Source organism: Allobosea sp. Root483D1, from assembly GCF_001429505.1.
In the GTDB taxonomy this organism is placed as follows: domain Bacteria; phylum Pseudomonadota; class Alphaproteobacteria; order Rhizobiales; family Beijerinckiaceae; genus Allobosea.
Map to the genome: position 1 here is coordinate 367,737 of NZ_LMJW01000023.1, position 22,741 is coordinate 390,477.

At 61.0% G+C, this 22,741-nt stretch carries 21 protein-coding genes and 6 pseudogenes; 12 read left to right on the forward strand and 15 right to left on the reverse strand.

Annotated elements, in window-relative coordinates; genetic code table 11:
* A partial coding sequence (locus ASE66_RS30800) for a UvrD-helicase domain-containing protein (protein WP_156412442.1) occupies positions 1–573 on the reverse strand: 573 nt, incomplete at its 3' end.
* A 255-nt stretch (positions 574–828) separates the two neighbouring features.
* Here ASE66_RS30800 and ASE66_RS30805 point away from each other — a divergent pair.
* A complete protein-coding gene (locus tag ASE66_RS30805; protein ID WP_057193771.1) occupies positions 829–1,128 on the forward strand; it encodes a PRC-barrel domain-containing protein in 300 nt (99 codons plus the stop codon).
* Positions 1,129–2,154: 1,026 nt separating this feature from the next.
* On the opposite strand, the gene ASE66_RS30810 is transcribed toward ASE66_RS30805, so the two are convergent.
* Positions 2,155–2,463: a hypothetical protein gene (locus ASE66_RS30810; protein WP_057193772.1), complete on the reverse strand. Its 309-nt coding sequence runs from the start codon at positions 2,461–2,463 to the stop codon at positions 2,155–2,157.
* Positions 2,464–3,017: 554 nt separating this feature from the next.
* Between ASE66_RS30810 and paoA the strand changes: the two genes are divergently transcribed.
* The 4 genes from paoA to ASE66_RS30830 all read left to right on the forward strand — a co-directional run bounded on the left by paoA (position 3,018) and on the right by ASE66_RS30830 (position 9,325).
* Positions 3,018–3,653, forward strand: a complete 636-nt coding sequence (paoA, locus tag ASE66_RS30815) for an aldehyde dehydrogenase iron-sulfur subunit PaoA (protein WP_057193773.1) — start codon at positions 3,018–3,020, stop codon at positions 3,651–3,653.
* Positions 3,650–4,600, forward strand: coding sequence for an FAD binding domain-containing protein (locus ASE66_RS30820; RefSeq protein ID WP_057193774.1), 951 nt, complete (start codon positions 3,650–3,652; stop codon positions 4,598–4,600). The genes paoA and ASE66_RS30820 overlap by 4 nt, the downstream gene beginning before the upstream one ends.
* Before the next feature lie 2 nt (positions 4,601–4,602).
* Complete coding sequence (paoC, locus tag ASE66_RS30825) at positions 4,603–6,810, forward strand: aldehyde oxidoreductase molybdenum-binding subunit PaoC (RefSeq protein WP_057193775.1); 2,208 nt, start codon at positions 4,603–4,605, stop codon at positions 6,808–6,810.
* 484 nt (positions 6,811–7,294) lie between these two features.
* Positions 7,295–9,325 (forward strand): putative bifunctional diguanylate cyclase/phosphodiesterase, encoded by a 2,031-nt coding sequence (locus ASE66_RS30830; RefSeq protein WP_156412425.1) that lies wholly within the window; start codon positions 7,295–7,297, stop codon positions 9,323–9,325.
* A 219-nt stretch (positions 9,326–9,544) separates the two neighbouring features.
* Here the strand turns inward: ASE66_RS30830 and ASE66_RS30835 are convergent, their stop codons facing one another.
* The gene (locus ASE66_RS30835) at positions 9,545–10,162 is read right to left on the reverse strand and encodes a 2-hydroxychromene-2-carboxylate isomerase (RefSeq protein ID WP_057193777.1); all 618 of its coding nucleotides are present in this window, start codon (positions 10,160–10,162) and stop codon (positions 9,545–9,547) included.
* A 237-nt stretch (positions 10,163–10,399) separates the two neighbouring features.
* A pseudogene (locus ASE66_RS33800) lies at positions 10,400–10,629 on the reverse strand (hypothetical protein); the annotation flags it as partial.
* A 66-nt stretch (positions 10,630–10,695) separates the two neighbouring features.
* Between ASE66_RS33800 and ASE66_RS30840 the strand changes: the two are divergent.
* Positions 10,696–11,094 (forward strand): DUF1236 domain-containing protein, encoded by a 399-nt coding sequence (locus ASE66_RS30840; RefSeq protein ID WP_057193778.1) that lies wholly within the window; start codon positions 10,696–10,698, stop codon positions 11,092–11,094.
* 886 nt (positions 11,095–11,980) lie between these two features.
* On the opposite strand, the gene ASE66_RS32405 is transcribed toward ASE66_RS30840, so the two are convergent.
* Entirely contained in the window at positions 11,981–12,373 is a 393-nt protein-coding gene (locus ASE66_RS32405; protein WP_156412426.1) for a hypothetical protein, read from the reverse strand.
* Positions 12,374–12,468: 95 nt separating this feature from the next.
* Between ASE66_RS32405 and ASE66_RS33870 the strand changes: the two genes are divergently transcribed.
* Together ASE66_RS33870 and ASE66_RS30860 are read left to right on the forward strand one after the other, a co-directional pair.
* The gene (locus ASE66_RS33870; RefSeq protein ID WP_082613885.1) at positions 12,469–12,921 is read left to right on the forward strand and encodes a helix-turn-helix domain-containing protein; all 453 of its coding nucleotides are present in this window, start codon (positions 12,469–12,471) and stop codon (positions 12,919–12,921) included.
* 44 nt (positions 12,922–12,965) lie between these two features.
* Complete coding sequence (locus ASE66_RS30860; RefSeq protein WP_057193781.1) at positions 12,966–13,163, forward strand: hypothetical protein; 198 nt, start codon at positions 12,966–12,968, stop codon at positions 13,161–13,163.
* A 121-nt stretch (positions 13,164–13,284) separates the two neighbouring features.
* Here the strand turns inward: ASE66_RS30860 and ASE66_RS30865 are convergent.
* Positions 13,285–13,626: pseudogene (locus ASE66_RS30865) on the reverse strand (ATP-dependent DNA ligase); the annotation flags it as partial.
* An 837-nt stretch (positions 13,627–14,463) separates the two neighbouring features.
* Here ASE66_RS30865 and ASE66_RS33600 point away from each other — a divergent pair.
* Positions 14,464–14,595 (forward strand): annotated as a pseudogene (locus ASE66_RS33600) (IS110 family transposase); the annotation flags it as partial.
* Between the two features lie 273 nt (positions 14,596–14,868).
* Here ASE66_RS33600 and ASE66_RS31850 read toward each other — a convergent pair.
* A pseudogene (locus ASE66_RS31850) lies at positions 14,869–15,124 on the reverse strand (transposase); the annotation flags it as partial.
* 221 nt (positions 15,125–15,345) lie between these two features.
* On the opposite strand from ASE66_RS31850, the gene ASE66_RS30880 reads away from it, so the two are divergent.
* Positions 15,346–16,341: a sensor histidine kinase gene (locus ASE66_RS30880; protein ID WP_057193785.1), complete on the forward strand. Its 996-nt coding sequence runs from the start codon at positions 15,346–15,348 to the stop codon at positions 16,339–16,341.
* Here the strand turns inward: ASE66_RS30880 and ASE66_RS30885 are convergent.
* The 6 genes and pseudogenes from ASE66_RS30885 to ASE66_RS33880 form a co-directional block, all read right to left on the reverse strand.
* Entirely contained in the window at positions 16,338–16,646 is a 309-nt protein-coding gene (locus tag ASE66_RS30885; RefSeq protein WP_244495134.1) for a response regulator, read from the reverse strand. The genes ASE66_RS30880 and ASE66_RS30885 overlap by 4 nt on opposite strands.
* A 312-nt stretch (positions 16,647–16,958) precedes the next feature.
* Positions 16,959–17,213, reverse strand: coding sequence for a hypothetical protein (locus ASE66_RS30890; protein ID WP_057193786.1), 255 nt, complete (start codon positions 17,211–17,213; stop codon positions 16,959–16,961).
* A 776-nt stretch (positions 17,214–17,989) separates the two neighbouring features.
* Positions 17,990–18,233 (reverse strand): autotransporter domain-containing protein (locus tag ASE66_RS34135; RefSeq protein ID WP_413814306.1); only part of this gene is annotated, 244 nt, incomplete at its 5' end.
* Positions 18,234–18,235: 2 nt separating this feature from the next.
* A pseudogene (locus ASE66_RS34140) lies at positions 18,236–18,292 on the reverse strand (hypothetical protein); the annotation flags it as partial.
* Positions 18,293–18,878: 586 nt separating this feature from the next.
* Complete coding sequence (locus ASE66_RS33875) at positions 18,879–19,199, reverse strand: hypothetical protein (protein WP_320409807.1); 321 nt, start codon at positions 19,197–19,199, stop codon at positions 18,879–18,881.
* Between the two features lie 7 nt (positions 19,200–19,206).
* Positions 19,207–19,323 (reverse strand): annotated as a pseudogene (locus ASE66_RS33880) (ATP-dependent DNA ligase); the annotation flags it as partial.
* 328 nt (positions 19,324–19,651) lie between these two features.
* On the opposite strand from ASE66_RS33880, the gene ASE66_RS30905 reads away from it, so the two are divergent.
* Positions 19,652–20,056, forward strand: a complete 405-nt coding sequence (locus ASE66_RS30905; protein ID WP_320409801.1) for a DUF982 domain-containing protein — start codon at positions 19,652–19,654, stop codon at positions 20,054–20,056.
* 66 nt (positions 20,057–20,122) lie between these two features.
* Complete coding sequence (locus tag ASE66_RS32410) at positions 20,123–20,335, forward strand: hypothetical protein (protein ID WP_156412427.1); 213 nt, start codon at positions 20,123–20,125, stop codon at positions 20,333–20,335.
* Positions 20,336–20,391: 56 nt separating this feature from the next.
* Here ASE66_RS32410 and ASE66_RS30915 read toward each other — a convergent pair whose 3' ends face one another.
* Both ASE66_RS30915 and ASE66_RS30920 read right to left on the reverse strand, forming a co-directional pair.
* A complete protein-coding gene (locus ASE66_RS30915) occupies positions 20,392–20,628 on the reverse strand; it encodes a DUF6894 family protein (protein WP_156412428.1) in 237 nt (78 codons plus the stop codon).
* A 120-nt stretch (positions 20,629–20,748) separates the two neighbouring features.
* Complete coding sequence (locus tag ASE66_RS30920; protein WP_057193792.1) at positions 20,749–21,003, reverse strand: hypothetical protein; 255 nt, start codon at positions 21,001–21,003, stop codon at positions 20,749–20,751.
* Positions 21,004–22,741 lie beyond the last annotated feature (1,738 nt).

Below are 22,741 nucleotides of genomic sequence, written 5' to 3' on the forward strand. Positions count from 1 at the left end.
GTTCAGCTCGGCGGCCCAGGCGATGCACCAGGGATAGGACATTCTCAGCACATCTTCGATCGGCTGCTCGGCGTTCACGCAGCGCGAATAGATCGAGAGGCAGGTTCCCTTGGTTGGAAAGCGGGCTTCGGTCTTCGAGAAGCCGAGTTCATGCCGGACCAGGTTCATCAGATCGGCGGCGTCCTCGCGATCATGGATGGTGAAGGCGGGATCGAGCCCGATCTGCTCGGCAAGGTCGCGCAGGAGCCGCGCGCCGACACCGTGGAAGGTGCCGGCCCAGTTCAGTGCATCAACGACGACAGCAGCGCCGTCGCCCATCACCTTGCGGGCGATGCGCTCGACGCGGCGGATCATCTCGGAGGCGGCTCGGCGCGAGAAGGTCATCAGCAGGATCCGTCGCGGATCGGCACCACCGACGAGGAGATGGGCAACGCGGTGTGCCAACGTATTGGTCTTGCCGGAGCCGGCTCCCGCGATGATCAGAAGCGGCGGCGCAGGGTCCGCGCCGCCGCCATGCGAGACGGCCCGCCGCTGCGCTGGGTTGAGGCTGTCGAGGTAAACGTGCGCGTTCATGCCTGCTTCGACCTATAGGAGTTGAGGCGCAGCTCAGGACAGCTGGAGGAGCAATGTCGAATGGCGGGCTCGCTTGCCGCGTCAGCAAGTTTGTTCCGATTATGTTCTATAAGGCTTTGCTGAAGCAAGGTCGTTGATGACGCGAAATGCTGCGGGCGCGGACCGCAACAGCCTCCGCCGGCGAGGCCTTTTTCGCGGAAGGGAACACCCCTTATTGCCACTCGTTCCTTCGGCACCCGGAACGAGGAGGAAACCATGGACCATTCCAAGCACGCGCGTCTCACCGTCGCCGAACTCACCGCCGGCGTCCTTGAGGGCGCGACCATCTATGGACCAGGCGATGAAAAGATCGGCTCGGTTTCTCACATCCATGGCGCTGGGGCGGCGACCGAGATCGTTGTGGATGTAGGCGGCTTTCTCGGAATTGGCGCAAAGCCCGTCTCGGTACCTCTCGCTCAGCTCGAATTCATGCGTGACGATGACGGCGATGTGCATGCAGTGACAAGCTGGACCAAGGACCAGCTCAAGGAGATGCCTGAACACGTTGATCGGTAAAGACCAGCGGGATTGTCGCGTTATTAAAGCAGTCCGGTCTCGCTCAAGCGGGGCTGGGCATGTCGGCCGAACGACGTCCCTGTTGATAATCTCGGCGTCCTTGCTCCGTCGGACTAGGCGCGCTCAAGTTGCGCGCTCTAAATTTCCGATGCGGTGGCGTTCGCGCCAAGCCGAGAGAACGGAATGCTGACGTCTCAGCGTCCACTCGCAAACTGGGTGTTGCGTCCCGGTCCGCCCATTCATTTTTTTACGGTCCCGCGAGCGCCCGCCGGCGGGGCTTTTTTGACCCCAGTCCTGCCGGAACCATGCTGTGGGTTACGCGTTTAGGCGAGCGCACACTTCGCATTGGTGGCGTCAGATGCGAACTCTCACAGTGATTTCGGCAGCGGTGTTTATTGGAGGGATGTCGACTGTTGCCGCGGCACCCTATCCTCCTGATGGCTGGGCGGGCGAAGCTCTATGGGCCATCCTCGCCTGCTCCGCCTTGCTCACCATCCTTGCTCTGGAGTCCGACTTTGGCTGAGCGCCGCGATACCCGAAGACTGATAACGTTCTCTACCCTGGCAGACCCTATCGACATTGCCCGAGCCCATGCTGCCGTGGAGACCGCGTGGCAGAGCCTCGCAGCGGCACGGTTCTGCCCATCGGACGTCGAGCGAGAAGCATTGTGCGATATCGTGGCGAGCCACATCCTTCTGGCTGCAAATGATCACGACCTCGTTCGCCGGTCGATCTCAGGCTTTCTCGCAAGTCGGCGTCGCGGCTGAGATTGCGCAGGCCCCCGTTTGGCGGCGACGGCACGAGTGTGGAACTCGGCACTGCGCTTGGCGTTGAGGTCGCAGAATTCACGGTAGTGCTCGCCCGCCGCGGTTGAGCAGAGGGCTGGAGGCCCAAAGACCCCGTCGGCTCCGGCCGGCGGGGTCCTTACGTTTCGGGCGTAATCTTATTGACGATCTGCTTCAGTACGGAATCGACGAAACTGCAAGCCGCCGGGATCCGAGCCTTATCCAGATTCGTTCGATCCCGTCAGCTCCGCAGCGATTTGTCCTGCAGGCTTTTCTTTAGCGCCTCGAATAGATTGACGACATTGCCGGGTCGCCCCTTGTCGGCGTCGCCCGCCGGCTTACGAACGCCCTTACGCCTCTTCGACGCGATCAACTTGAGTAGGTGCTCTTGGACCGGGTCCTTCACCATCTCCGGCGACCAATCCTTCGTCTTCGCTTTGATGAATTTCTGCGCCACCTCGAGCGACTCCGGCTCCGGCTTGTCCTTATCGATCGCGGCGAAATAGCTCTTCTCGTCGCGGACCTCGTCGCCATAGCGCAGCGTCCCCATCACGATGCCATTGTCGACGAGGCTCCAGCATCACTGCCCGCTCGCGTCGGTAAAGCACACGCGCGAGATCCTACCATCTTCGTCGCCGCCATCGCATCGCGGATGACGCGATCCCCTGGATCTATCTCGACAGCCCGCATTATCTGGTGCCGTGGCATCGGATCGGCGCTCACTCGTTGCTTCCATTCGGTTGAGCAGCACGCAGCGACAGCATCGGCGGAGTCGCGATCGACCCGCTTCCGTCGCGAACCGAGCCGGGTTCAGCGACGAGCCCGCGGCATCTATTCGCGTTGCCTAGCCGATCATGGTTCGCTCCGATCGGCTAATCGGATGTGCCGAGCAGCCGCTGCCCGGTTGCGATACCTCCTTCGCTCCCGAGCTTCCCCGGCTCCTCCGAGCGAATGCAGCTCACGACCTAGTGACCCAGTCACACCGGCCCATTTTAGAATCGCAATGAACTGGGAGGCGCTTTCGCGGTTGTCCTCGCAGTTGCGTCGTGCCTGAGAGCAGGGCTGGCGATCAGAGAGAACATACGCCAAGACACGGAGGCGGATATGCCAGATCCCGGCGAGATCGAATTGAACAGGCGCGCTCTGATGGTAGCCGCTGGCGCCTGCGCGGCCTTGCCTGCGATGGGCGCCAACGCCCGGTCGCAACCAGCGCCAGTCGGCACCCCCGTGCTCGCGGACGTGTCGTTCTCCGTGAACGGCCAGCAGCACGCGCTTGCGATCGACACCCGAACCACGTTGCTCGATGCGCTGCGCGAACATCTCCACCTGACCGGCACCAAGAAGGGGTGCGATCATGGCCAGTGTGGCGCTTGCACGGTGATCGTCGATGGGCAGAGGATCAATTCCTGTCTGACCCTCGCCATCATGCATCAGAGCGCGAGCGTCACCACGATCGAGGGGCTAGGAACGGCGGACAATCTGCATCCGATGCAGGCCGCCTTCGTCAAGCATGACGGCTTCCAATGCGGTTACTGCACGCCCGGTCAGATCTGCTCCGGCGTCGCCATGCTCGACGAGATCAAGGCTGGCATTCCGAGCCATGTGACTGCCGATCTCACCACAGCGGCGGCCGTGAGCGAGGCCGAGATCCGTGAGCGCATGAGCGGTAATATCTGCAGGTGCGGTGCCTATTCCAACATCGTCGAGGCAATGACCGAAGTTGCGGGGAGGCAGGGATGAGGGCTTTCACCTACGAGCGCGCAACCTCTCCAGCGGCAGCGGCAAAGGCAGCAGCTGGGACCCGCGGGGCGAAGTTCATCGCAGGCGGCACGAACCTGCTGGACCTCATGAAGCTCCAGATCGAGACGCCCTCGCACGTCATCGATGTGAACGGGTTGAAGCTCGACACTATCGAGGCGGCCCCGGAGGGCGGTTTGCGGATCGGCGCGCTGGTGCGCAACACCGCACTAGCGGCTGATGAGCGCGTCAGGCGCGATTATGGCGTTCTCTCTCGCGCCCTGCTGGCCGGCGCATCGGGCCAATTGCGCAACCGTGCGACCACAGCCGGCAATCTGCTGCAGCGTACCCGTTGCCCATACTTTTATGACACGGCCCAACCTTGCAACAAGCGAGAGCCCGGCAGCGGCTGCTCGGCACTGGGCGGCTTCAGCAGGCAACTGGGCATCATCGGCACGAGCGACGCCTGTATCGCCACACACCCATCCGACATGGCCGTGGCCATGCGCGCTCTCGACGCGACGATCGAAACGGTCAAGCCCGACGCATCGACGCGCACCATGCCGATCGCCGAACTCCATCGCGCGCCTGGATCGACCCCCCATCTGGAGACGACGTTAGCGCCAGGCGAACTGATCACGGCCGTGACCTTGCCGAGACCTGCCGGCGGCACACAGATCTATCGAAAGGTACGCGACCGCGCGTCCTATGCCTTCGCCCTGGTTTCCGTCGCCGCCATCATCCAGCGCGACGGAAGCGGCCAGGTCGCGCTCGGCGGCATCGCTCCCAAGCCATGGCGGGTCGAGGCCGCCGAAGCGGAACTCCCGCGTGGCGGAAAGGCAGCGGCGGCCGCGTTGCTCAATGGCGCCAGGCCAACCCGCGAGAACGCGTTCAAGCTGATGCTGGCCGAACGCACGCTTGGCGCGGTCCTGTCCGAAGCGAGGGCTTGATCATGAAATTCGACACTCCCGCCACTCAAAATCCGATCGATCGGCAAACCGTTGTCGGACAGCCGCGCGACCGGGTTGACGGCCCGCTCAAGGTCAGTGGCACCGCCCGCTATGCCTATGAGCAGCACGATGTCGTGCCGAACCAGGCCTATGGCTATGTGCTCGGAGCAGCCATCGCCAAAGGGCGGGTTTCATCCATCGATCTGAAGTCGGCCAAGGCTGCGGCTGGCGTGCTCGCTGTCGTGACAGCGAAGGAAGCCGGCAAGCTCGGTAAGGGCAAGCGGAACACCGCGAAGCTTCTCGGCGGCCCCGAGATCGACCATTATCATCAGGCCATTGCGCTGGTCGTGGCGGAGACGTTCGAGCAGGCTCGCGCTGCTGCAAGCCTCATTCGTGTCGACTATGCCACGGGCAGAGGCAGCTTCGACCTCGAGGCCGCCAAAGACCGCGCCACCAAGCCGCCAGACGAGGATTCCAGCCCCACCGACACATCGGTTGGCGATTTCTCGGGCGCGTTTGCGAAGGCCCCAGTCACCCTCGATCAGACCTACACGACGCCCGACCAGAGTCACGCGATGATGGAGCCGCACGCCTCGCTGGCGGCATGGGAGGGCGAGAAGCTGACGGTCTGGACCTCGAACCAGATGGTCGACTGGGGCGTGACCGATCTTGCGCAGACGCTTGGCATTCCGAAATCGAACGTCCGCCTTGTCTCGCCCTTCATCGGTGGCGGTTTCGGCGGCAAGCTGTTCCTGCGGGCGGATGTGCTGCTGGCGGCTTTGGGCGCGCGCGCCGCAAAGCGCCCCGTGAAAGTCGCTCTGCAGCGCCCGTTGATGATCAACAATACGACGCATCGACCCGCTACCATCCAACGCATCCGGGTCGGCGCGACGAAGGACGGCAAGATCACGGCCATCGGTCATGAAAGCTGGTCTGGCGACTTGCCGGATGGCGGTCCCGAAGTCGCGGTCCAGCAGACCCGCTTGCTCTATGCCGGGGCAAACCGGATGACGGCGATGCGGCTTGCCGTGCTGGACCTGCCGGAAGGCAATGCGATGCGCGCTCCAGGCGAGGCGCCGGGCCTGATGGCGTTGGAAATCGCCATGGACGAGATGGCGGAGAAGCTCGGAATCGATCCGATTGCTTTCCGCGCCCTCAACGATACCCAGGTCGATCCAGAGAAACCAAAGCGGCCGTTCTCGATGCGCCGGCTCGACGAATGCTTCAAGGTTGGCGCCGACCGCTTCGGCTGGAGCCGTCGCAGCGCGCGGCCGGCCCAATCGCGCGACGGGCGGTGGCTTGTCGGGATCGGCGCTGCGGCTGCCTTCCGCAACAATCTCGTCATGAAATCGGCGGCGTGGGTGCGTCTCGACGCGAATGGCATCGTCACGGTCGAGACCGACATGACGGACATTGGCACCGGTAGCTACACGATCATCGCTCAGACGGCGGCTGAGATGCTCGGCGTTGGCCTGGACAAAGTCGTCGTGCGGCTCGGCGACTCGACCTTTCCGGTGTCCGCCGGCTCTGGCGGGCAATGGGGCGGCAACAGCTCGACGGCAGGCGTTTACGCGGCCTGCATCAAACTGCGCGAGGCCGTGGCGCAGAAGCTGGGCATCAACTCCACCGAGGCCGAGTTCGCCGACGGCGAGGTTCGCGCCGGCAACCGAAATATGCCTCTCGCGCAGGCTGCCGCGTCAGGCCCATTGGTGGGCGAGGATATCCTCGAGTACGGCAATCTCGATAAGACCCACCAACAGTCGACCTTCGGTGCGCATTTCGTTGAAGTCGGGGTCGATGTCGCCACCGCCGAGACGCGCATCAGGCGCATGTTGGCTGTCTGTTCAGCGGGGCGGATCCTCAATCCCAAGACCGCGCGCAGCCAGGTCATCGGAGCGATGACGATGGGCGCGGGCGCAGCCTTGATGGAAGAGCTGGCGGTCGACTCCCGGCGCGGCTTCTTCGTCAATCACGACCTCGCCAGTTACGAGGTGCCAGTACATGCCGACATCCCGCACCAGGAGGTTATCTTTCTCGACGAGACGGATCCGATGTCTTCGCCGATGAAGGCCAAAGGCGTCGGCGAACTCGGCATTTGCGGCGTCGGCTCCGCGGTCGCCAATGCGATCTACAATGCGACGGGCATTCGTGTGCGGGATTACCCGATCACGCTGGATAAACTGCTGGAACGAATGCCTGACGCGGCATAGAGCCGGGGCAAAGTCTGCTCCACGATAGCGCGGGCCTCGCCTCATGACGCTTAGTATCGATTACGCCGCCCCTCAGTCGCTGCGCGCAGATAACCAGCACTTTGCTGTTGTAAAAATCGATGGTCCGTGGTGCCTGGATGAACTTCCAGTTTGCGCCAGTAGCGGACTCCAGCTCTCTGCCCAAAAGCAGACCTCTTGAACGCGGTCGTGGCCCGATCGGAAACGATCTATCTCGAACGTGTCTTAAGAACCTAGCCGGAAGAGTTAGCAGAACTTGGTGGGAGGCTAAACGGCGGTTTCGGGCAGCTGGTAAAAGGAAGGTTGTCCAAGCCATCATTGAACGCAGGATATTGGGCAAATCGATCTCGATCTTTCAACATTTCGAAAGCGTGCCGCCATACCCTGATCGACCGTTAGCTGGGCGAGAGGCCGACGCTTGACCACTCAGTGCATCACTCGATCTTTCCCCGTGGATAGTGCTCTATTGAACGCTGTTCTGGAGCATGTGGAACAAGGAATTCTAATGGTCGATGCAAACGGCTATGTGGCCGTCTGCAATCAGCGCGCGATCAATCTGCTTGGACTGCCACCCGACCTGATGCGTTCCAATCCATCCTTCGAGACGGTGAAGAGATGGCAGATGGAACAAGGTGAATTTGGTACTGTCACAGAAGAACTCCTTCGGGCCATCAAATATGAAGGGATACACGTAGAAATCCTGGACTACGATAGGCAGAGACCAGACGGCACGGTGCTGGAAGTTCGAACAAACCGCCTCCCCAATGGCGGAATGGTGCGCACCTTTACTGACATAACTGTACGAAAAGCGGCCGAGAACGCGATCCGGGTGAGCGAGGAGCGCCTGCGGCTGGCTTTGCAGGCGAGCAGGATGGCTGCCTGGGAGCTGGATCTCGAGACGCAGTGGGTCGATCGCTCCGAAAATTCCATGGTGCTGCTCGGCATTTCCTCGGGACCTGCAGGTGATTTCATCAACAGGGTCCATCCCGACGACCGAGAAATAGTGACCGCCTTCTGGAGCACTGTCAGGTCGACTGGCAGTGGCGTGGCCGAAGTGCGTTACCTTTCTCCTGACGGCTCGCAAACGTGGCTCGCTCTCAGGGCCGAGCGAAAGGACGATAATCGACTCATCGGACTGACCTTCGACATCGCAGATCGGAAAGCGGCCGAAGAAGCCATTTGGCGAACCGCCAATCACGACCCTCTAACGGGCCTGGCGAACCGGGCGCTCTTCCAGGCACGCCTCAACGAGGCGCTAATAGATGCCGGATTCTCTGGGGCCGGCGTGGGGTTGTTACTGCTGGATCTCGACGACTTCAAGGATGTCAATGACACGCTCGGCCATGCGGTTGGAGACCTCCTCCTCCAGGAGGCGGCCCTTCGGCTCGAAAGCTTTGTCGGAGAAGGCGATACCGTGGCACGCCTGGGAGGCGACGAGTTTGCGATCATACTCGCCAGTATTTCAGCGGGAAGTGAAGCAACTGCCGTTGCTACGGAAATCGTAGATGCTCTCTGTGCTCCTTTCCAGCACGAAGGACGAGCTCTTTCCACAACGGTCAGCATCGGGCTGGCAACCTTCCCTGAGCATCATCGCGATCCAGTCGAGCTGATGAAGGACGCTGACATCGCGCTCTATCGCGCGAAGGAGCAGGGGCGCAGCCAAGCGGTTGCTTATACCAGTGCCGCTCGCGAGACGATGGAGCGTCGCGTCACCATCGCACACGACGTCCGCGAAGGGCTCGTAGCCCAGCAGTTCGTTCCCTATTACCAACCGAAAGTGTCGTTGGTGACAGGCCGGATCGTCGGCTTCGAGGCCCTCGCGCGTTGGAACCACCCGACCAAAGGGCTCCTCACGCCTGACTATTTTGGCTCGATGTTCGCCGAGCAGGCCATTTCGATTGCTCTGGGCGAGCAGATGATCCGCCAGGTCGCGGTCGATGTTCGATCATGGCTGAATCAGGGTCTCGAATGCGGTCGCGTGGCCGTCAATCTGTCTTCCGCCGAGATCTCCGACCCGAGACTCGCCGACAGGATTATCCGCATACTGGAGGATACACGTGTCTCCTCGGCGCATTTTGAAGTCGAAGTAACGGAAACAGCTTTCCTCGGGCGCAGAACCGCGACGGCGTCCTCCATCCTGAACAAATTGCACGAGGCCGGCGTCTCCATCGCATTGGATGATTTCGGTACGGGCTTTGCGTCGCTTCTCCATCTGAAGCAGTTTCCTGTCGACCACATCAAGATCGACCAGAGTTTCGTGCGGAACCTGATCAGCGACGACAGTGACGCTGCAATTGTCGCCGCCATCGTAAGCCTTGGTCACGCTATGGGAATGCATACGACCGCGGAAGGGGTCGAAAGCTCCCAACAGGCCGCACGTCTGCGAGAAGCAGGGTGCGATTCTGCTCAGGGCTATTTTTATGCCAAGCCGCTGCGAGGGGAGAAGGTGCCGAACACCATTCAGAGTTGGTTCGCGACAGGCAAGCCAGAGCTTTGAGGCCGGAGGTAGGAAGCCAGGGAAACTCGAAATATTGCGAGTTTACCGCTATTCGCCATCCTCCCGGCTCCAAATCACCGATAGTCTGCGCCACAAGGAGCCGCACTTGCGCCAGGCGTTGGCTCCCTAAGCGAGAAGTGGACATTCCGCTCAAATGGTGACGGCAGTCCCTGAGCCTGCAAGACCCGTCTTGCCCTGCGCGTGCCGGTCCATTTTCTGTCAGTTGGTGCGCTCGACCCTACCAAGCTTTGCCCAGGAGACCGCATCCTCGAGGCGGTCATCTCCCCAGAAGACCTCACCATCAACGACGAAATGGGGGGAGCCAAACAAGCCGAGCGTGCGCGCCTCGTCGGCGCTTGCCCTGACTTGGGCATCGATGTCCGGCGAGTGAGCCCTCGCGATAGTTCGATCTGGATCCTTCCCAAGCGACACAAGAAAAGGAACCCTGTTGTCATCGAGGCCTGGCGGTCGGTGACGTCGAAACCACCAGTCATAGCTGGCAAGAGCGTGTTCTTTCGCCCAGCCTTCCTCATGGGCGACGAGCGCCACACGGAAATTGAGAATGTCCGGATCGCACGGGTAGGGAGGCGGTTCCTTAGGGAAACCGATGCCGTGCATCTGCGCACGGCGTTCCAAGTCCCGCCACATATAGGTGGTCTTCGCGCGACCTGGCGGGAACGGCTTGACGCCGTTTTCCTGCAACAACGTGTTAAGATGGAAAGGGCGCCAGCGAACCACCAGGCCAGCTTGCTCGGCGATATCCCCGATTCGCATGGCCGAAAGATATGTGTAGGTGGAGCTGGTGTAGTACCAGAAATCGATCGATTTGGACGTCATCCCAGCTTTTTCCTGTCAGCGCCGCTGAAGCCCTACCTTGCGCGCCGCCGAAAGCATCCTCTTCATTCCCATTGTGGGCAAGACATGCTCCCCACTCGTCGGCTCCAGCTTCGGCAAGGTCACGGATCAGGGTGCGCCACCTGCGGGACATTTGATGCCGTCCAGAAAGCGGACCCTGACGTTCGGCAACACTATGGCGGCACAGAACCCTGAACGGCTTTTTTCCAAATCGGATTCTTACTGGGCAGCCACTGCCGGTCGCAGTGCTGGTTCACTCAGCGATCATGTTTCAGAGCCGCAATCGGCTTGATCCGGAACTAGGCCACATAGAGCGCGGGAAGAAACAGCAGGATCAACACGGTGCCGACGGCCGTGCCGCCGATCAGGGTATAGGCCATCGATCCCCAGAGCACCGAATGCGCGAGGGGGATGAAGGCCAGGACGGCGGCCAGCGCGGTCAGGATGACCTATCGCGCAGGAACTTCATCGCCGCATCTTGGTTGCTGCATAGAAGATGCAGTCCGGAGATGGTCATGAAGAAACTCGCAATCGCGCTAGCGTTGGTGGCTTTGCCGGCCGCGGCATTCGCACAGAACTCCGGGGTGGTCGTCCGTGATCCAGCTGGCGGTTCGACGCGCGATCCGGCGCTCGGCGTCGGCACCTTGGAGGTTCCCCTGAAGCGGGATCCGGCCGGCGGTGTAATGATCGACGATTCGCCGCGCTTCCGAGCGTATGTGGTCGAGCAGCGCGTCCCGTCCTACACCTATGCTGAGCCGATGGTGGTCGGCGGCATCCTCCCGGCCGAGGGTGGTATCGTCTATCGCGAGGTGCCGACGGAATACGGCGCGCAGGGCTACCGCTATACGGTTGTGAACGGACGTACCGTTCTGGTGGAGCCTGGCACTCGGCGCATCGTTCAAATCATCAACTGAACAGGCATCTAGCCGCCGGTCCCATGCCGTGGGCGCCGAGCCCACTCTGAGCGTTTGAGAAGTTCGTCTGCATTGTGAAGCCGGGTCTATGCAACCTGGCAGGCCTATTCCTGTGCCTGAGATGAGCTAAAATCGCCCCATGGCGGTTGCTCCATCCGAGAACGCTGAGACGACGCTGCTTGCGCGCAAGCGGGGTTTGGCGCGATTGAAGCTTCGTTGGCCGAGATGGCGGCACAAGCTCGATGTGGCGGCACAAAGAGATGTGTTCTTCGGCGAGCTCTGCGAGGAGTACGACCGCGCATGCGAAGCCGCTGACCACTGGGCACGCGCGGCCGAGGTGTGGGCCACTGAGCGCGAGTCGGAGTATCGCGACCTAGCATCTGAGCTTGAGACGCTAATTGAGTTCCGCCTCACGTTCTAAAGCTTCCCCCGGTCGCCATATTTCCGCCGCGTCCAGTTTGAATCTTTAGACCGCTGTCGATGCGGCGGCGGCGCCGGGCCAATGAGCAACCCTCAGCCCCTTCAACGGCCCGGCGCCTGAGCCGCCCACGGTTCGGTGTGGGCTTCGATTGCTATGGCCCTTTTTGAGACGGGTCGCGGCGTGGCTGCTACGGCATCATTCCCAACCTGCTCGAACGAGCCAACCCGCCACTACCGCACAGCACATTCCTAAAGTGACGATCAAAACTACGGTCATGGAGATCTTTCGTTGTTACTATAGGTTGTAACGTTGAATGATCTGCAATGTTCCGTTGCGTCGCGGCGACGGCGCGGTTCTCAAGGACCTTTGCACCACGGCTGTTGCTTCGGGACGGCTGGCGCCGGCCGTCGGGGTTTGCGCTCTGTCGTCGCCTCTTCGTCAAACAGGTACTCCTTGATTACGTTCTCAAGCTCGCCCGTGCCCCTCTTGACGCCGTTGACCTTGATCTTCTTTTCCTGCACGCCACGCGGAACGGCTTGAAGTGCAGCTCCTCGGTTTCGGTCGGGTAAAACACCCGTGGCGCGCCGGAGGGCCGCGAAGTCGCGTTTGGGCGATTTCTTGAGTGATCGCCCCGGTCTCAGGGGTCTCGTTCTCGAGGTTGTAATTCAGGTAATAAGGCAGCTGGTCATAGTCACCGCCGACAATCTGAGCCTTGCACTTGAAAACCATGCCGTGCCCATTGCTCGTCGAGACATAATCAGATTCCACGAGCTCCAACGTGTACTCACCGGCCGGGAGTGGCGTATAGCCGGCGCTCGGTTCGGCGTCCGGATTGTCGATGCAGGCGCCGCTGGCCATGGCGTTGCTCCTGTTTAACGATTTTCGTTAATAATAAACGTAAAATAAAGAAATCAACGAGCGTAAATGGAATTCGTTTGTGGTACACGAAAATCATGAAACGGATTTCGATCGTGCAATGCCGTGCGGCCCGCGGCCTCCTCGATTGGTCTCAGACCGAGTTGGCTTCCCGTGCAAATTTGAGCGAGAGCACCATTCGTGACTTTGAGAAGAACAGGCGGATCCCTGGCCCCAACAACCTCGCCGCTGTCCGGCACGCGCTAGAGCAGGCCGGGGTCCAGTTCGTCGACGACGGCCTTTACACGGGCACTGGTGGGCCAGGGGTGCGGCTCCTTGAGAACGTCCCGCAGGACGCTACCACGCCCCTCTCGCAGGCGTCGATCGACGCGGGCGGGGTTGAAGCTAGATCGCAGGCCGCGAGCGCCGCAGATCGAGCTATGGTTGGCATGGACGCCACAAGCGCGCAAAAGGCGGACCGCCGCCAGCGTCTGACTGACGAGCCTGAGGTGGTAAGGAAGGCGCGGAGCAAGAAAACCGATGATGCGTAGGTTTTCAGGGATGACACAGCAACTGGTCCAGGCGCGGCGTTGAAATGACCGTCAACATGGAGATACGCACGCCGGAAGAACGCAACACCGTCCAGCGCCTAATCGATCGGCTAAACGGCGCGGAAGATGGCACTCTGGAGAAGGCGCGCCTGGATATGCTGGTGGCGGCGGCGAAAGCGTGGGACGAGAAGCAGGTTGGCGCCAGCGGTGTTGGTTCCATGAAGCTGCAGGGCAAGCGATGATCTACGAGTTTTCGACATCCGCGTATCATGGCTCCTCGATGACGGCACGATCACACCTCCCGTCATCCATGGCCTCGCACGCTACGGCGGTATGGTTCCGAGCATAGGCGACGTCATCTTCTCCGAGCGCTTGCTGCAGCAGACCGAAGTCAGATCGGCCGGCTTCGTCGAGCACCACAGCTTCGCCGTCGAGGATGAAGCTGTCGGCGTCGAGCTCCGCGGCATCGTCTGCAATCGAGGGAAAGCGATGCGTCCAGTCATGGCCGCCGCGGGTGATGATGCGCACGCCGTTGGCATCGCGATGGACCGCCAGGCGGTAACCGTCCCACTTCACTTCGAACGCCCAGTTCGGCCCCGTCGGCGCCTTCGCCTGCAGAAGGGCGAGGCACGGCTCAATCCGCGCCGGCATCGGATCTTGGAAAAGATCTGACTTGGCAGCGCCGCGCTTTGACTGGCGCGCTCTGCAGTGCGTCGCCGCTAGGCATAGCCTTCAGGACACGCCCCGGCTGCCTCGCCATACTCAACACCACCGAACGCAACAGAACTGGCGACTCAACGCCGATTGCCGATAGACGTTCCGGCTTCACTAGAATGCCGCCAGGCGCCCTATTGCGTACCCTCATAGTCTCACTACCGTGGAGATAGTAAAGACTTGGGGCGCAATGTTCGATTACCACGATTCCTTTTGGGCAGAATCGGCGTGCTTGCCGACGTGGCATTTAACGTTGGCAAATGTCGGATCGGCTGCGTTTGCCATAGTGGCTCTGCTGTTCCTCGATTTTAACTCCCTTTGACGCGGCCGCACTCATGAGCCACGTTCACACCATCGATCCCGACAACGTGCCTGAGACCCTCGTAGTAGGTCCGTTCAGCTGTACTGTTACGGGGCACTTTGCGACCTTGACGTTCACGCACGAACGGCCCGTCGCCGACAAACTGTTGGCAGGGCCGAGCGCGGAATTGAGCCTCCAAGCCGTAGTTCGGGCTCGTCTTATTATGCCGGTAGAAGGGCTAAAAAGCCTGCGCGACTCGATTGACCAGCTGTTGCGAGGGCGAGAGGCGGCGAACCAAGATTCCGACAGCGCGCGCGGTCACTGATTGGCGTCCCGACCAGGACGGGAAGCCATCCTGGCATTCGGATAAGCTTGCACAGTCGCGTTAGAGGTTGAATGGGTACCTCAAAAAGGAACTCGAAGGGGACCGACAACGACGTGCGGCGACGCATTCCGCCGCCGCGTCAGTTTCATCGGGAGATTTGCCAGGACGAGGACGGCAACCGCTACATCGTCATCGTATGCGGCTGGCGAAGCGAGGCAGCGTGAAGGTCGCGAAGGTTGCTCTCGCACGCCGGCTTGCCGTCATCATGCACCGCATGTGGACCGACGGCACCGAGTTCCGTTGGTCAGCGACGCCCGGATCGACCGCCGCGTAGTAGTGCGATTCATGTAGCGATCGACCTTCATAGTTCCGTCGTCGCGGCGGAGAAGAGCGCCCGGGAGGGGGCGAGGGTCGGACGAGTCCGCATCGTTGCGATGGCACGCCATTCGCCGTTCCGATCGCGAGGCAGAGCTAGGCCGTTCGATCCTTCCAACCCATCCTGTCCGCCGACGCAGCCAGCGTCGAGCACGCAAAGAAGCCTGAACTCGTCCGGGCGCTCCCGATCCGCGCATCATCGAAAACGGAGTTGACACATGCCCGCCTAAAGAAACCTGCGATAGGCCAGGTTCAGATGGACCTCGTCGCAGAGCCGGCGCTCGGAGCGGATGCCGAAGCAGTACCCGAAGATCAGCATCCTGACCATCAACTCGGAATCGATCGAGGGCCGGCCGGTGTCGCTGTAGAACGGCCGCAGATGCGCGCCGATGCCTGACAGATCGACGAAGCGGTCGATCGCGCAGCAGGTGGCAGGCCGTCACATGCCGTTCTAGGCTGAACTCGTAGAACAGTGCCTCCCGCGCCACCGTCCGCTGCCCATCATCGCACCGTCCTCCATCCGAGGACGACTGAATCAGGACTTCAAGCTCTCAGCAACGCCGACTTCTTCAACAAAATCCCTCGGAAGCCGACATTCGGCAGCACAGAGACAGGATTCCCTGCCTGTACTAAGTCTGCCCCGCAATCATACACAGACATGAGTGATGGCTTAGCCCTATAGTGACGCCATTCAATCCGAGTTTCGCCAATGCCCGCATCGAACCCGAACGCTTGGGATGCGACGAGCCTGCGCCGCGCCATCAGCGCGGCGGGTGTTGCTCTGTGGTCGTGGAATGTTGCAACCGACGCCTTCGCGATGGATGAGCGAGGCTTTGAGCTATGGGCGGTGTCCCAGAGTGATGATGTTAAATTTGAGGACTTGTCGGCCCGCATTCATCCCGCAGACAGGGATAGAGTCAGGGCGGCCTTCACGGCAACTCGAGCCGTTGTGGGCTCATATGAAATCGACTTCCGGATCATCATCGGGGAGGAGGTTCGCTGGATTTCCGCCCGAGGCATCGGCGACGATTCTGCACTTCACGAAAGTTTGGCTTACGGCATTTTTCTTGATGTCACCGGGCGCAAACAGGCTGAGGAAGGCCACGAGCTGCTTGCGGGCGAAATGAGCCATCGCGTCAAGAACCTGCTCTCTATCGCCTCTGGACTAACCCAGATCTCATCTCGTTCCACCACAACGGCTAAGGAGATGGCGGTCGAACTCACTGGCCGCCTAGCTGCGCTGGGACGAGCGCACGACTTAGTGCGGCCTTTGCCTGGTCATCAGGGTCGCGCAGCTCTTCTCGGCGACCTGATCTCGATCCTCCTCTCCCCATATGAAGACATGGGCGCGTTCAGCGGGCGTATTCGTGTCGCTGTCCCCCGAATGGGGGTGGGGGAAGTGGCTGCGACGACACTCGCTCTGATCATCCATGAGCTTGCAACTAACTCACTGAAATATGGCGCTCTGTCTGCCGAGACAGGTACGCTCGATGTCTCAGGCTGTCTTGACGATGAGGACGTTAAAGTCGTCTGGATCGAGCGCGGAGGGCCTGCCGCTGAAGCCCCTGACGGTGCAGGCGGCTACGGCAGCCGCCTGATCGTAAGGAGTATTACGGGACAACTCGGTGGATCGATCGATTACGACTGGTCTGCCGACGGTGTCGTCGTCACCCTGAAGATGAAGTCGTCGAAGCTAGCTGCCTAGGCAGCTTGCCTGATAGCCGCCAGAACATCTAATTCGCTGTAGGGCTTGCGCAAAACCGTGACATTAGTGGGCATTTCATTTGGCTGAGGCCTGATGCGCCCAGACGCGATGATAATCAGTACAGGCGGCCAGCGGTTGCGCACTGCAAAAGCAAGCTTCAGTCCGTTCATATCTCCTGGCATCTCGATATCGGTGAAGATGACATTGATATCGGAGCGAGTTTCCAACACGATAATCGCTTCATCGGCGTTTTTCGCCTCGACAGCTTCGAAGCCCGCCTTCTCAATTATCGATGCGGCATCCATGCGGGACAATCGCATCATCTTCAACAACCAGCACCACTAGGGTCATGACTCTACTCACGTCAGAGTGAGCCAGAACGCGGGCACCATCAGATAGTTGCACTTCGTCGAGATGAATCGCGCCAAACGGCCTAGTTTAGGTATTTATCGTGCAGATTATCGAAGCCGTACGCAGCTCGGCGGTTCTAGCTGAGTGCCCAATACCGCATCCGCGAGAGGATGAAGCGGGCTCTATGGGACTGTTGCGGGCATTTCGCCTTGCTGTAGAGCAAAAACGATACCGGCCTCCTCGGCGGCCGGGATACCGCAGCGTGATCAAACCATTGCAGCAACAAATGTCGCCCCCTTGGTGGTTCGGTGTGTGATCAGCAGCCGCAATGTCTCGCCATCCTCGCACGTGAGCTGGAGTTGGTGAGCGATGGGTTCAGGGTGAAGCGCCATCAAGTCAGCCAGCAGCATGCCGTGGATTGCACCATCGGAATAGCGGGCGTTCAAGGCGTATGGAAGCGTGTGACGGGTTCCACAAGGGAACTCGATTGTCCCGAGACCGGTCATAAACTTGACCTTCACGGCGCATCCTTTGCCCAATGCGCGGGGGCCGGCAGTTAGTATCAGAGCCAATGAACAGGGGCTGCCAAAATGCCGACCCTGTTCCCGATGCAGTATCGTGCATACGGACTTCCGGAGGCCGAAAGCTGCCTAAACGTAGGTTGATTTGCCTTGAAACCCCAGAGAAATCGGACTGAGGGACCAGCCCAACTCACTCGCAGATGGCATTTGGCTCAGTGTGCTGCAGAGGGTCATTCGGAACAAATGAGAGTGTGGAGGGGTTTGTTGGGAATGACGCAAATGAGTGAGATGAGGGGCCTATGACGGAAGTTTCGAAAAAGGGTAACCCGCTAGCTCGCGGTGAACGTCTCCAAGTCATGCTGGACGATAACGAGCTGGCTGCGGTGGATGATTTTCGCTTTTCGCATCGGATGCCAAGCAGATCCGCTGCAGTGCGTGCACTGCTGAGACAAGGTCTGGAGGCTACGGGCTATCAGATCCAACCAGATGGATTGGGCGCCCTTGATGCAACCTAAGCGAAATAATCAGGCTTCAACATTCGCTCCAACAACTGCCGGCAAATTCACTGCAAGTCATCGCGCGCCATTGCCCCGACCCGTTCCCATGGATGCAACTTGTTTGCCTAGTTGTCGCCTTCGGAACAGCGTTGACCATTTACGCCCTATCTGCTCCCATCGGATTCTAACGGAACACCGCCGGAACCCGCGGTCCCCGGCGCCGATCGGCCTGCGCGGAGCCGATGTCGCCGATCGAAAGGCGACTTGGGCAGCTCCGCCTCAGAAGCGCATTTCGACCCGTCCCTTGGGGGCGTGATCGCGCGAGCGTTCGCCGATGGCGGTGGAGTAGGTCAGGCCGACCGCGGTGGAAGAAGAGATGCGCCAGTCGAGGCCGGCCTCAGCGACGAGCGCCTCGCGGCCGATCGGGGCGGCGAAGACGCGGGCGGGCGTGATGCCGGCAACGAAGGCGGTGCGGGCCTGCGGGGTGAGCTCGCCGAAACCGTGACGCCAGCCGATCAGGCCGNNTCCGATCTGCGCCTCGGCGCGCAGGCCGAGCGTCGTCGTATTACTTAGCTCGATCAAAGAGCTTTACCGCCCCGATCCTGCCGAGCCGGCGGAACTGCCGCCAGATGAGTTTGACCCAGTACCGCCGGCCGAGGAGCTGAACCGGAGCTGCCGGCCGAAGAACTGGCGCCGGAGCTGCTGGCACCGCCGCCAATGCCGACCCCGAGGCCTCCCACATTGGCTCCGATCCCGACTACCTAAGCCGCCGCGGTCGCCGCCGATACCTACGCCGCGCTGATACCACCGCCGAGGGTGGTCGCAGCGCCAAGCCCACCTCCGATGCCTGCATTGCTCACGCCCGCGCCCACGTCCCTATTGACTGAATTGCCGCCGATGTTAGCCCCCGCACCGGCGCCGGCGCTAATACCGCCTCGACCGGCGTTGGCGCTCGCGCCTAGCCCGGCTCCGATGCCTCTGGTGCCGACGCCTGCAACAACACCGACCCCAATACCGCCGGACCCAGTGCCACCTCGGTCGAACCACCGCCAGCGCTGGGAGTGCTGCCGCCATTTCCGCCGCTCCGATGGACCATTGCCGGAGCCGACGCCGCTTTCACTGCCGATGTCGCCCCCGATATTGGCGCCGATAGAGCCCGAGCCACCGCTCACAGAATTGCCCGACCCAGGTCCAAGGTTACTGTATTGAAGCATGAGCGAAGACTTGATCCTGGCGGGGAACCGGATGCAGTCGGTGCGCTCTTTCCCGCGCAAACCGCCACAAACGAGATGGCGCGCCGCTCGCTCAGCGCCATGCGCGTCAGATCGTGTCCATCGAGGTAAAGCAGGTCGAAAGCGAAGAGCATGGCACGCTCGGCCTTGGCCTTGCCGCCGCGACCCCCCAGCGCCTGCTGCAGCAGACCGAAATCGGCCCGACCGGCTCCCATCGAGCACCAGGGCCTCACCGTCGAGAATGAAGCTGTCGGCATCTAGATCCGCCGCTTCGGCGACTATCGAGGGAAAGCGGTGGGTCCAGTCATGAACACCGCGGGTGATGACGCGCACGCCGGTGGCGTCGCGATGAACTGCCAGGCGGTAGCCATCCCATTTCACCTCGAAGGCCTAGTTCGGCCCCGTGGGCGGGTTTGATTGCAGGAGGGCCAGCCATGGTTCAATCCGTGCCGGCATAGGGTCGGTGAAGAGATCGAGTTTGGCAGCGCCGCGTCGCGCTTTGACTGGCTCACTGCGCTGGACCTCGCCACCATGCATAACCTTCAGGGCCCTATGCCGCTGCCGCGCCATACTCACCACCGAACGCAACAGAGCTGGCGACTCAACGCCAACCGCCGCGCGGCGTTCCTGAGCCTAGCAAAGATTTTCGACAGCAGGCGCGCGGGCAGCTGTAAGGGCCTTGCAGATGCAGAGAGGGATACCAAAATCAGTGGCCGCCCTCATTCGAATGGGGCAAATTCCCGGATCCATGTTGCTTTTCGGAGGATATGGCTATGGCAACGATTTACATCGTCACCTCACGCAGGGAGGGCTTCGAGCGATGATGTCAGATCACTTCGAACGTCCTGTCGTCATCCTGGTCGGATTGGGACATCCCGCCGCCATCTCGTCAGTCATGGAAGCCTATATGTTCCTGGTCGATTGGCCGCCGAGCAAGCGCGACCCGGCCCATGGCTTTGCCATCAAATCCTGTCTCGCGGCTTTGCGCGGCGAGGTGGAAGCGGAAACTGTGCGAGCACTATTTGCCACCCTCGCCGAAAAGTACGGCATCGTGGCGCCCGACGACGCAGCTTTCACCGCGAGCTACCGAGAAGGTCCGCAAGGTCGGGCGTAACCATCTGCCCGGCCCCTTGGAGCCGGGCTCTTGTTCTCATTCCACTCACGGCCATGGGAGGAGGCCATGTCACGGAAGCCGGCGCTGCTACTTCGCGTCACCGATATTTGGAGTGTCACGGTGAGCAATGACCCTGCCGAGGGCGCAATCCTTCGGTTCACCATGGAAGGTGACCCGAACGACCTTGATTTGCAGCTTCCAGCCTTGGCAGTCGTCCGATTGCAAACGCTTCTTCTCGAAGCCGATATCCAACAAGCTAGCCTGACTGTACCGCAATAGGCGGCAACGATGCTGCAGCATAGCTGCTTCATCGAAAGCGGAGCGTCCGGCAACGGTCAGGAATCCAGGCGGTAGTGCTCTTCCGTCAAGGCGAAGGTCACACTAAAGATCGGCATGGTGTTGCGCCTGAGGCGAACGGTCATCAAATACTCACCACCCCGCAAGACTTCCGAGCGCACCCTGTCGGCCAGCATCGATCGCGCCGCTTGCCTGGCGGCGTCCTCATCGTCGAAGCTCGTTCCAACGACATCTACCTTGTCGTTCGCGCCGTCGAAAAGATCGAAGAAATACATGTCCGACGTCCCCATTGCGCTGCCTCAAAGGGCAATGCCCAGCGCCCGATCGAGTTCCAAACCGCGCTTCGTGGACTGGCCCCGGCAGCGAGGCCGAGATACCAACATGCCTTCCGAGGGTTAGTCGGCTTTAAGTTTCCCCAGATTGCCCGGGAGGCCCGACACAAGCAGATCGTCGGGGCTGCGGTTGGTCCCCGGTTCGGGGTTTGCCTCCGGCCCGTGGGCGTTTTCACCCGCGTGAACCTCATCCCATTTTCGGAGAGCGCAGACCAGAGCCGCCAACTCGGCCGCTGCCGGTGAACCTTCCGGTGCGTCGCTGAGGGCATTGGCGCGTTCGGCCGCCGCTTCGTATTCGGCTTTAGTTGAGATGATCATGCTCGTTTTTCTCCGCCACATCGGTGACCAAACAACCACAAACCAGGGAGCGGGTTCAAAAGCCCGCAGGGTTCTTGCGGAGGACGGAACCTTCGTCACCCAGAAGCATTGGGACAACGGCTGGGAAATGTAGTGACGGGGTGAAGCAATGACCCGCGAAAAGCACGGAAAAGACGAGACGGTCGGCCAGCCGCGGCGTTCGACCGATAGCCGGCCAAGGCCCGGATCCGGAACGCCGACAGAAAAGCCGGCTCCCGGTGCTTCTTCAACGAGCCCGGATCGACGCAGCGAACAAGAGCCCTCTTCCTCCCCCAGCCCTCTCGATCCCGGCCGTCCGACCAAGGGCGGTTGAGACCAGCAGAGTGCATGGAGGCTGCGATGTGTACCCAGCCGAAACGGTCCGGGCTAGGCGATAAGGACGTAGGGACTGCTGCCTCAGTTCTCCATGCGTTCTATCGCGAACTCTGCCAGGATGAAGATGGAAACCGTTACTCGGTCGTCGTCTTCCGAACGCACCCGGGCTTTAACATCACCGACTACGAGCTTGAAGACGAAACGCCGGTACGCTTCATTGACGACTGCCTGTTCGAGATTGAGTCGACAGGCAAAGAGCTGACCCGGTGCCCCTAATGCCAGCCATTTTGATTTGGACCACCATCATTGCCGCGATCTTGGGCGCCATTGGGCTGGCCTCGTTTCGATAGAGCTGTTGTAGAATGGGCACCATTGCTACAGTCGCCGCCGTCATCTCAATGCTAGTGGCCTACTTCGTTGTGGTGTTCCGGGTAACGCGAACTGACGACGACAAGTGATCACGACCCTGTTCGGAGTGTCGGCGGCCCCTTTCGACAACCTCGGCCAGGGCTATTACGCGCAGCGCATCCCTCGTCGGCTTCCAGGGCTCGGGCCTCAGCTTCGACAGTACCCGGCCCGACCGCAACGCCGCGCTGATCTCGAGCGGCCTCAACATCCGCTTCTCGCCGGCGGTCAGCCAGCCTCGGCGCGAACTTCGACAGTGAACTCTAGGCACTGTCCTACGCTGGAGCCACTACCCTCAAAGTGAGAGCTTCTGAATTAGCGCAACTGCCTCCCGCCGATGTGCGCTCGGGCGACTGCACCGCCGAGAGGCGCGGCGCCTGGGGAGCGCCAATTTACAGCCAGCTCAAACCGCGCCGTACCGGTATGGCGCGACCGTCTCATTAAGCGGCTCCAGCCGCTCTCGCGATATTCGGCCAGACGGGCGTCGCGGTCGATCGGGTCGCCCCGTCCATGATGGCTTCGACCTCGGCTGCCTGGCTGTCCTCCGCCCGGACGGAAACGCCAGAGCCGCCCCTGCAAACGGTCTCGGCATATGCGCGCTGTCTTCGTCCTCTCCAGCGCTGGTCATTGCGCGGATAATTTACCCGTGGCGCCGCCCGCCGCCGCTCCAGCCAGCGTCGAAGCTAGCCTTGCCGGTAGCGGGCATTAGCAAATGTCAAAATGGGTGGGTCGGAAGCAGACATCCCCGATGTCTTCGATGGCCGATAGCCGAACTTCGCGACCGGCGCCGCAAACGACCTGATCGCGCCACAAGGGACATTGGAGCGCCGCCCGTAAGCGAACGTTGGGCGCCTACTCAGCCAATGTCGGGGCGCGATCTGGACCAAAAAAACGTCCAGAGAGACGCGCCTTACCATTATGATTAACCATTGATCGTCAGCGTATAGAATTGGCAGCGCCGATTCGCTTGCAGCAAAAT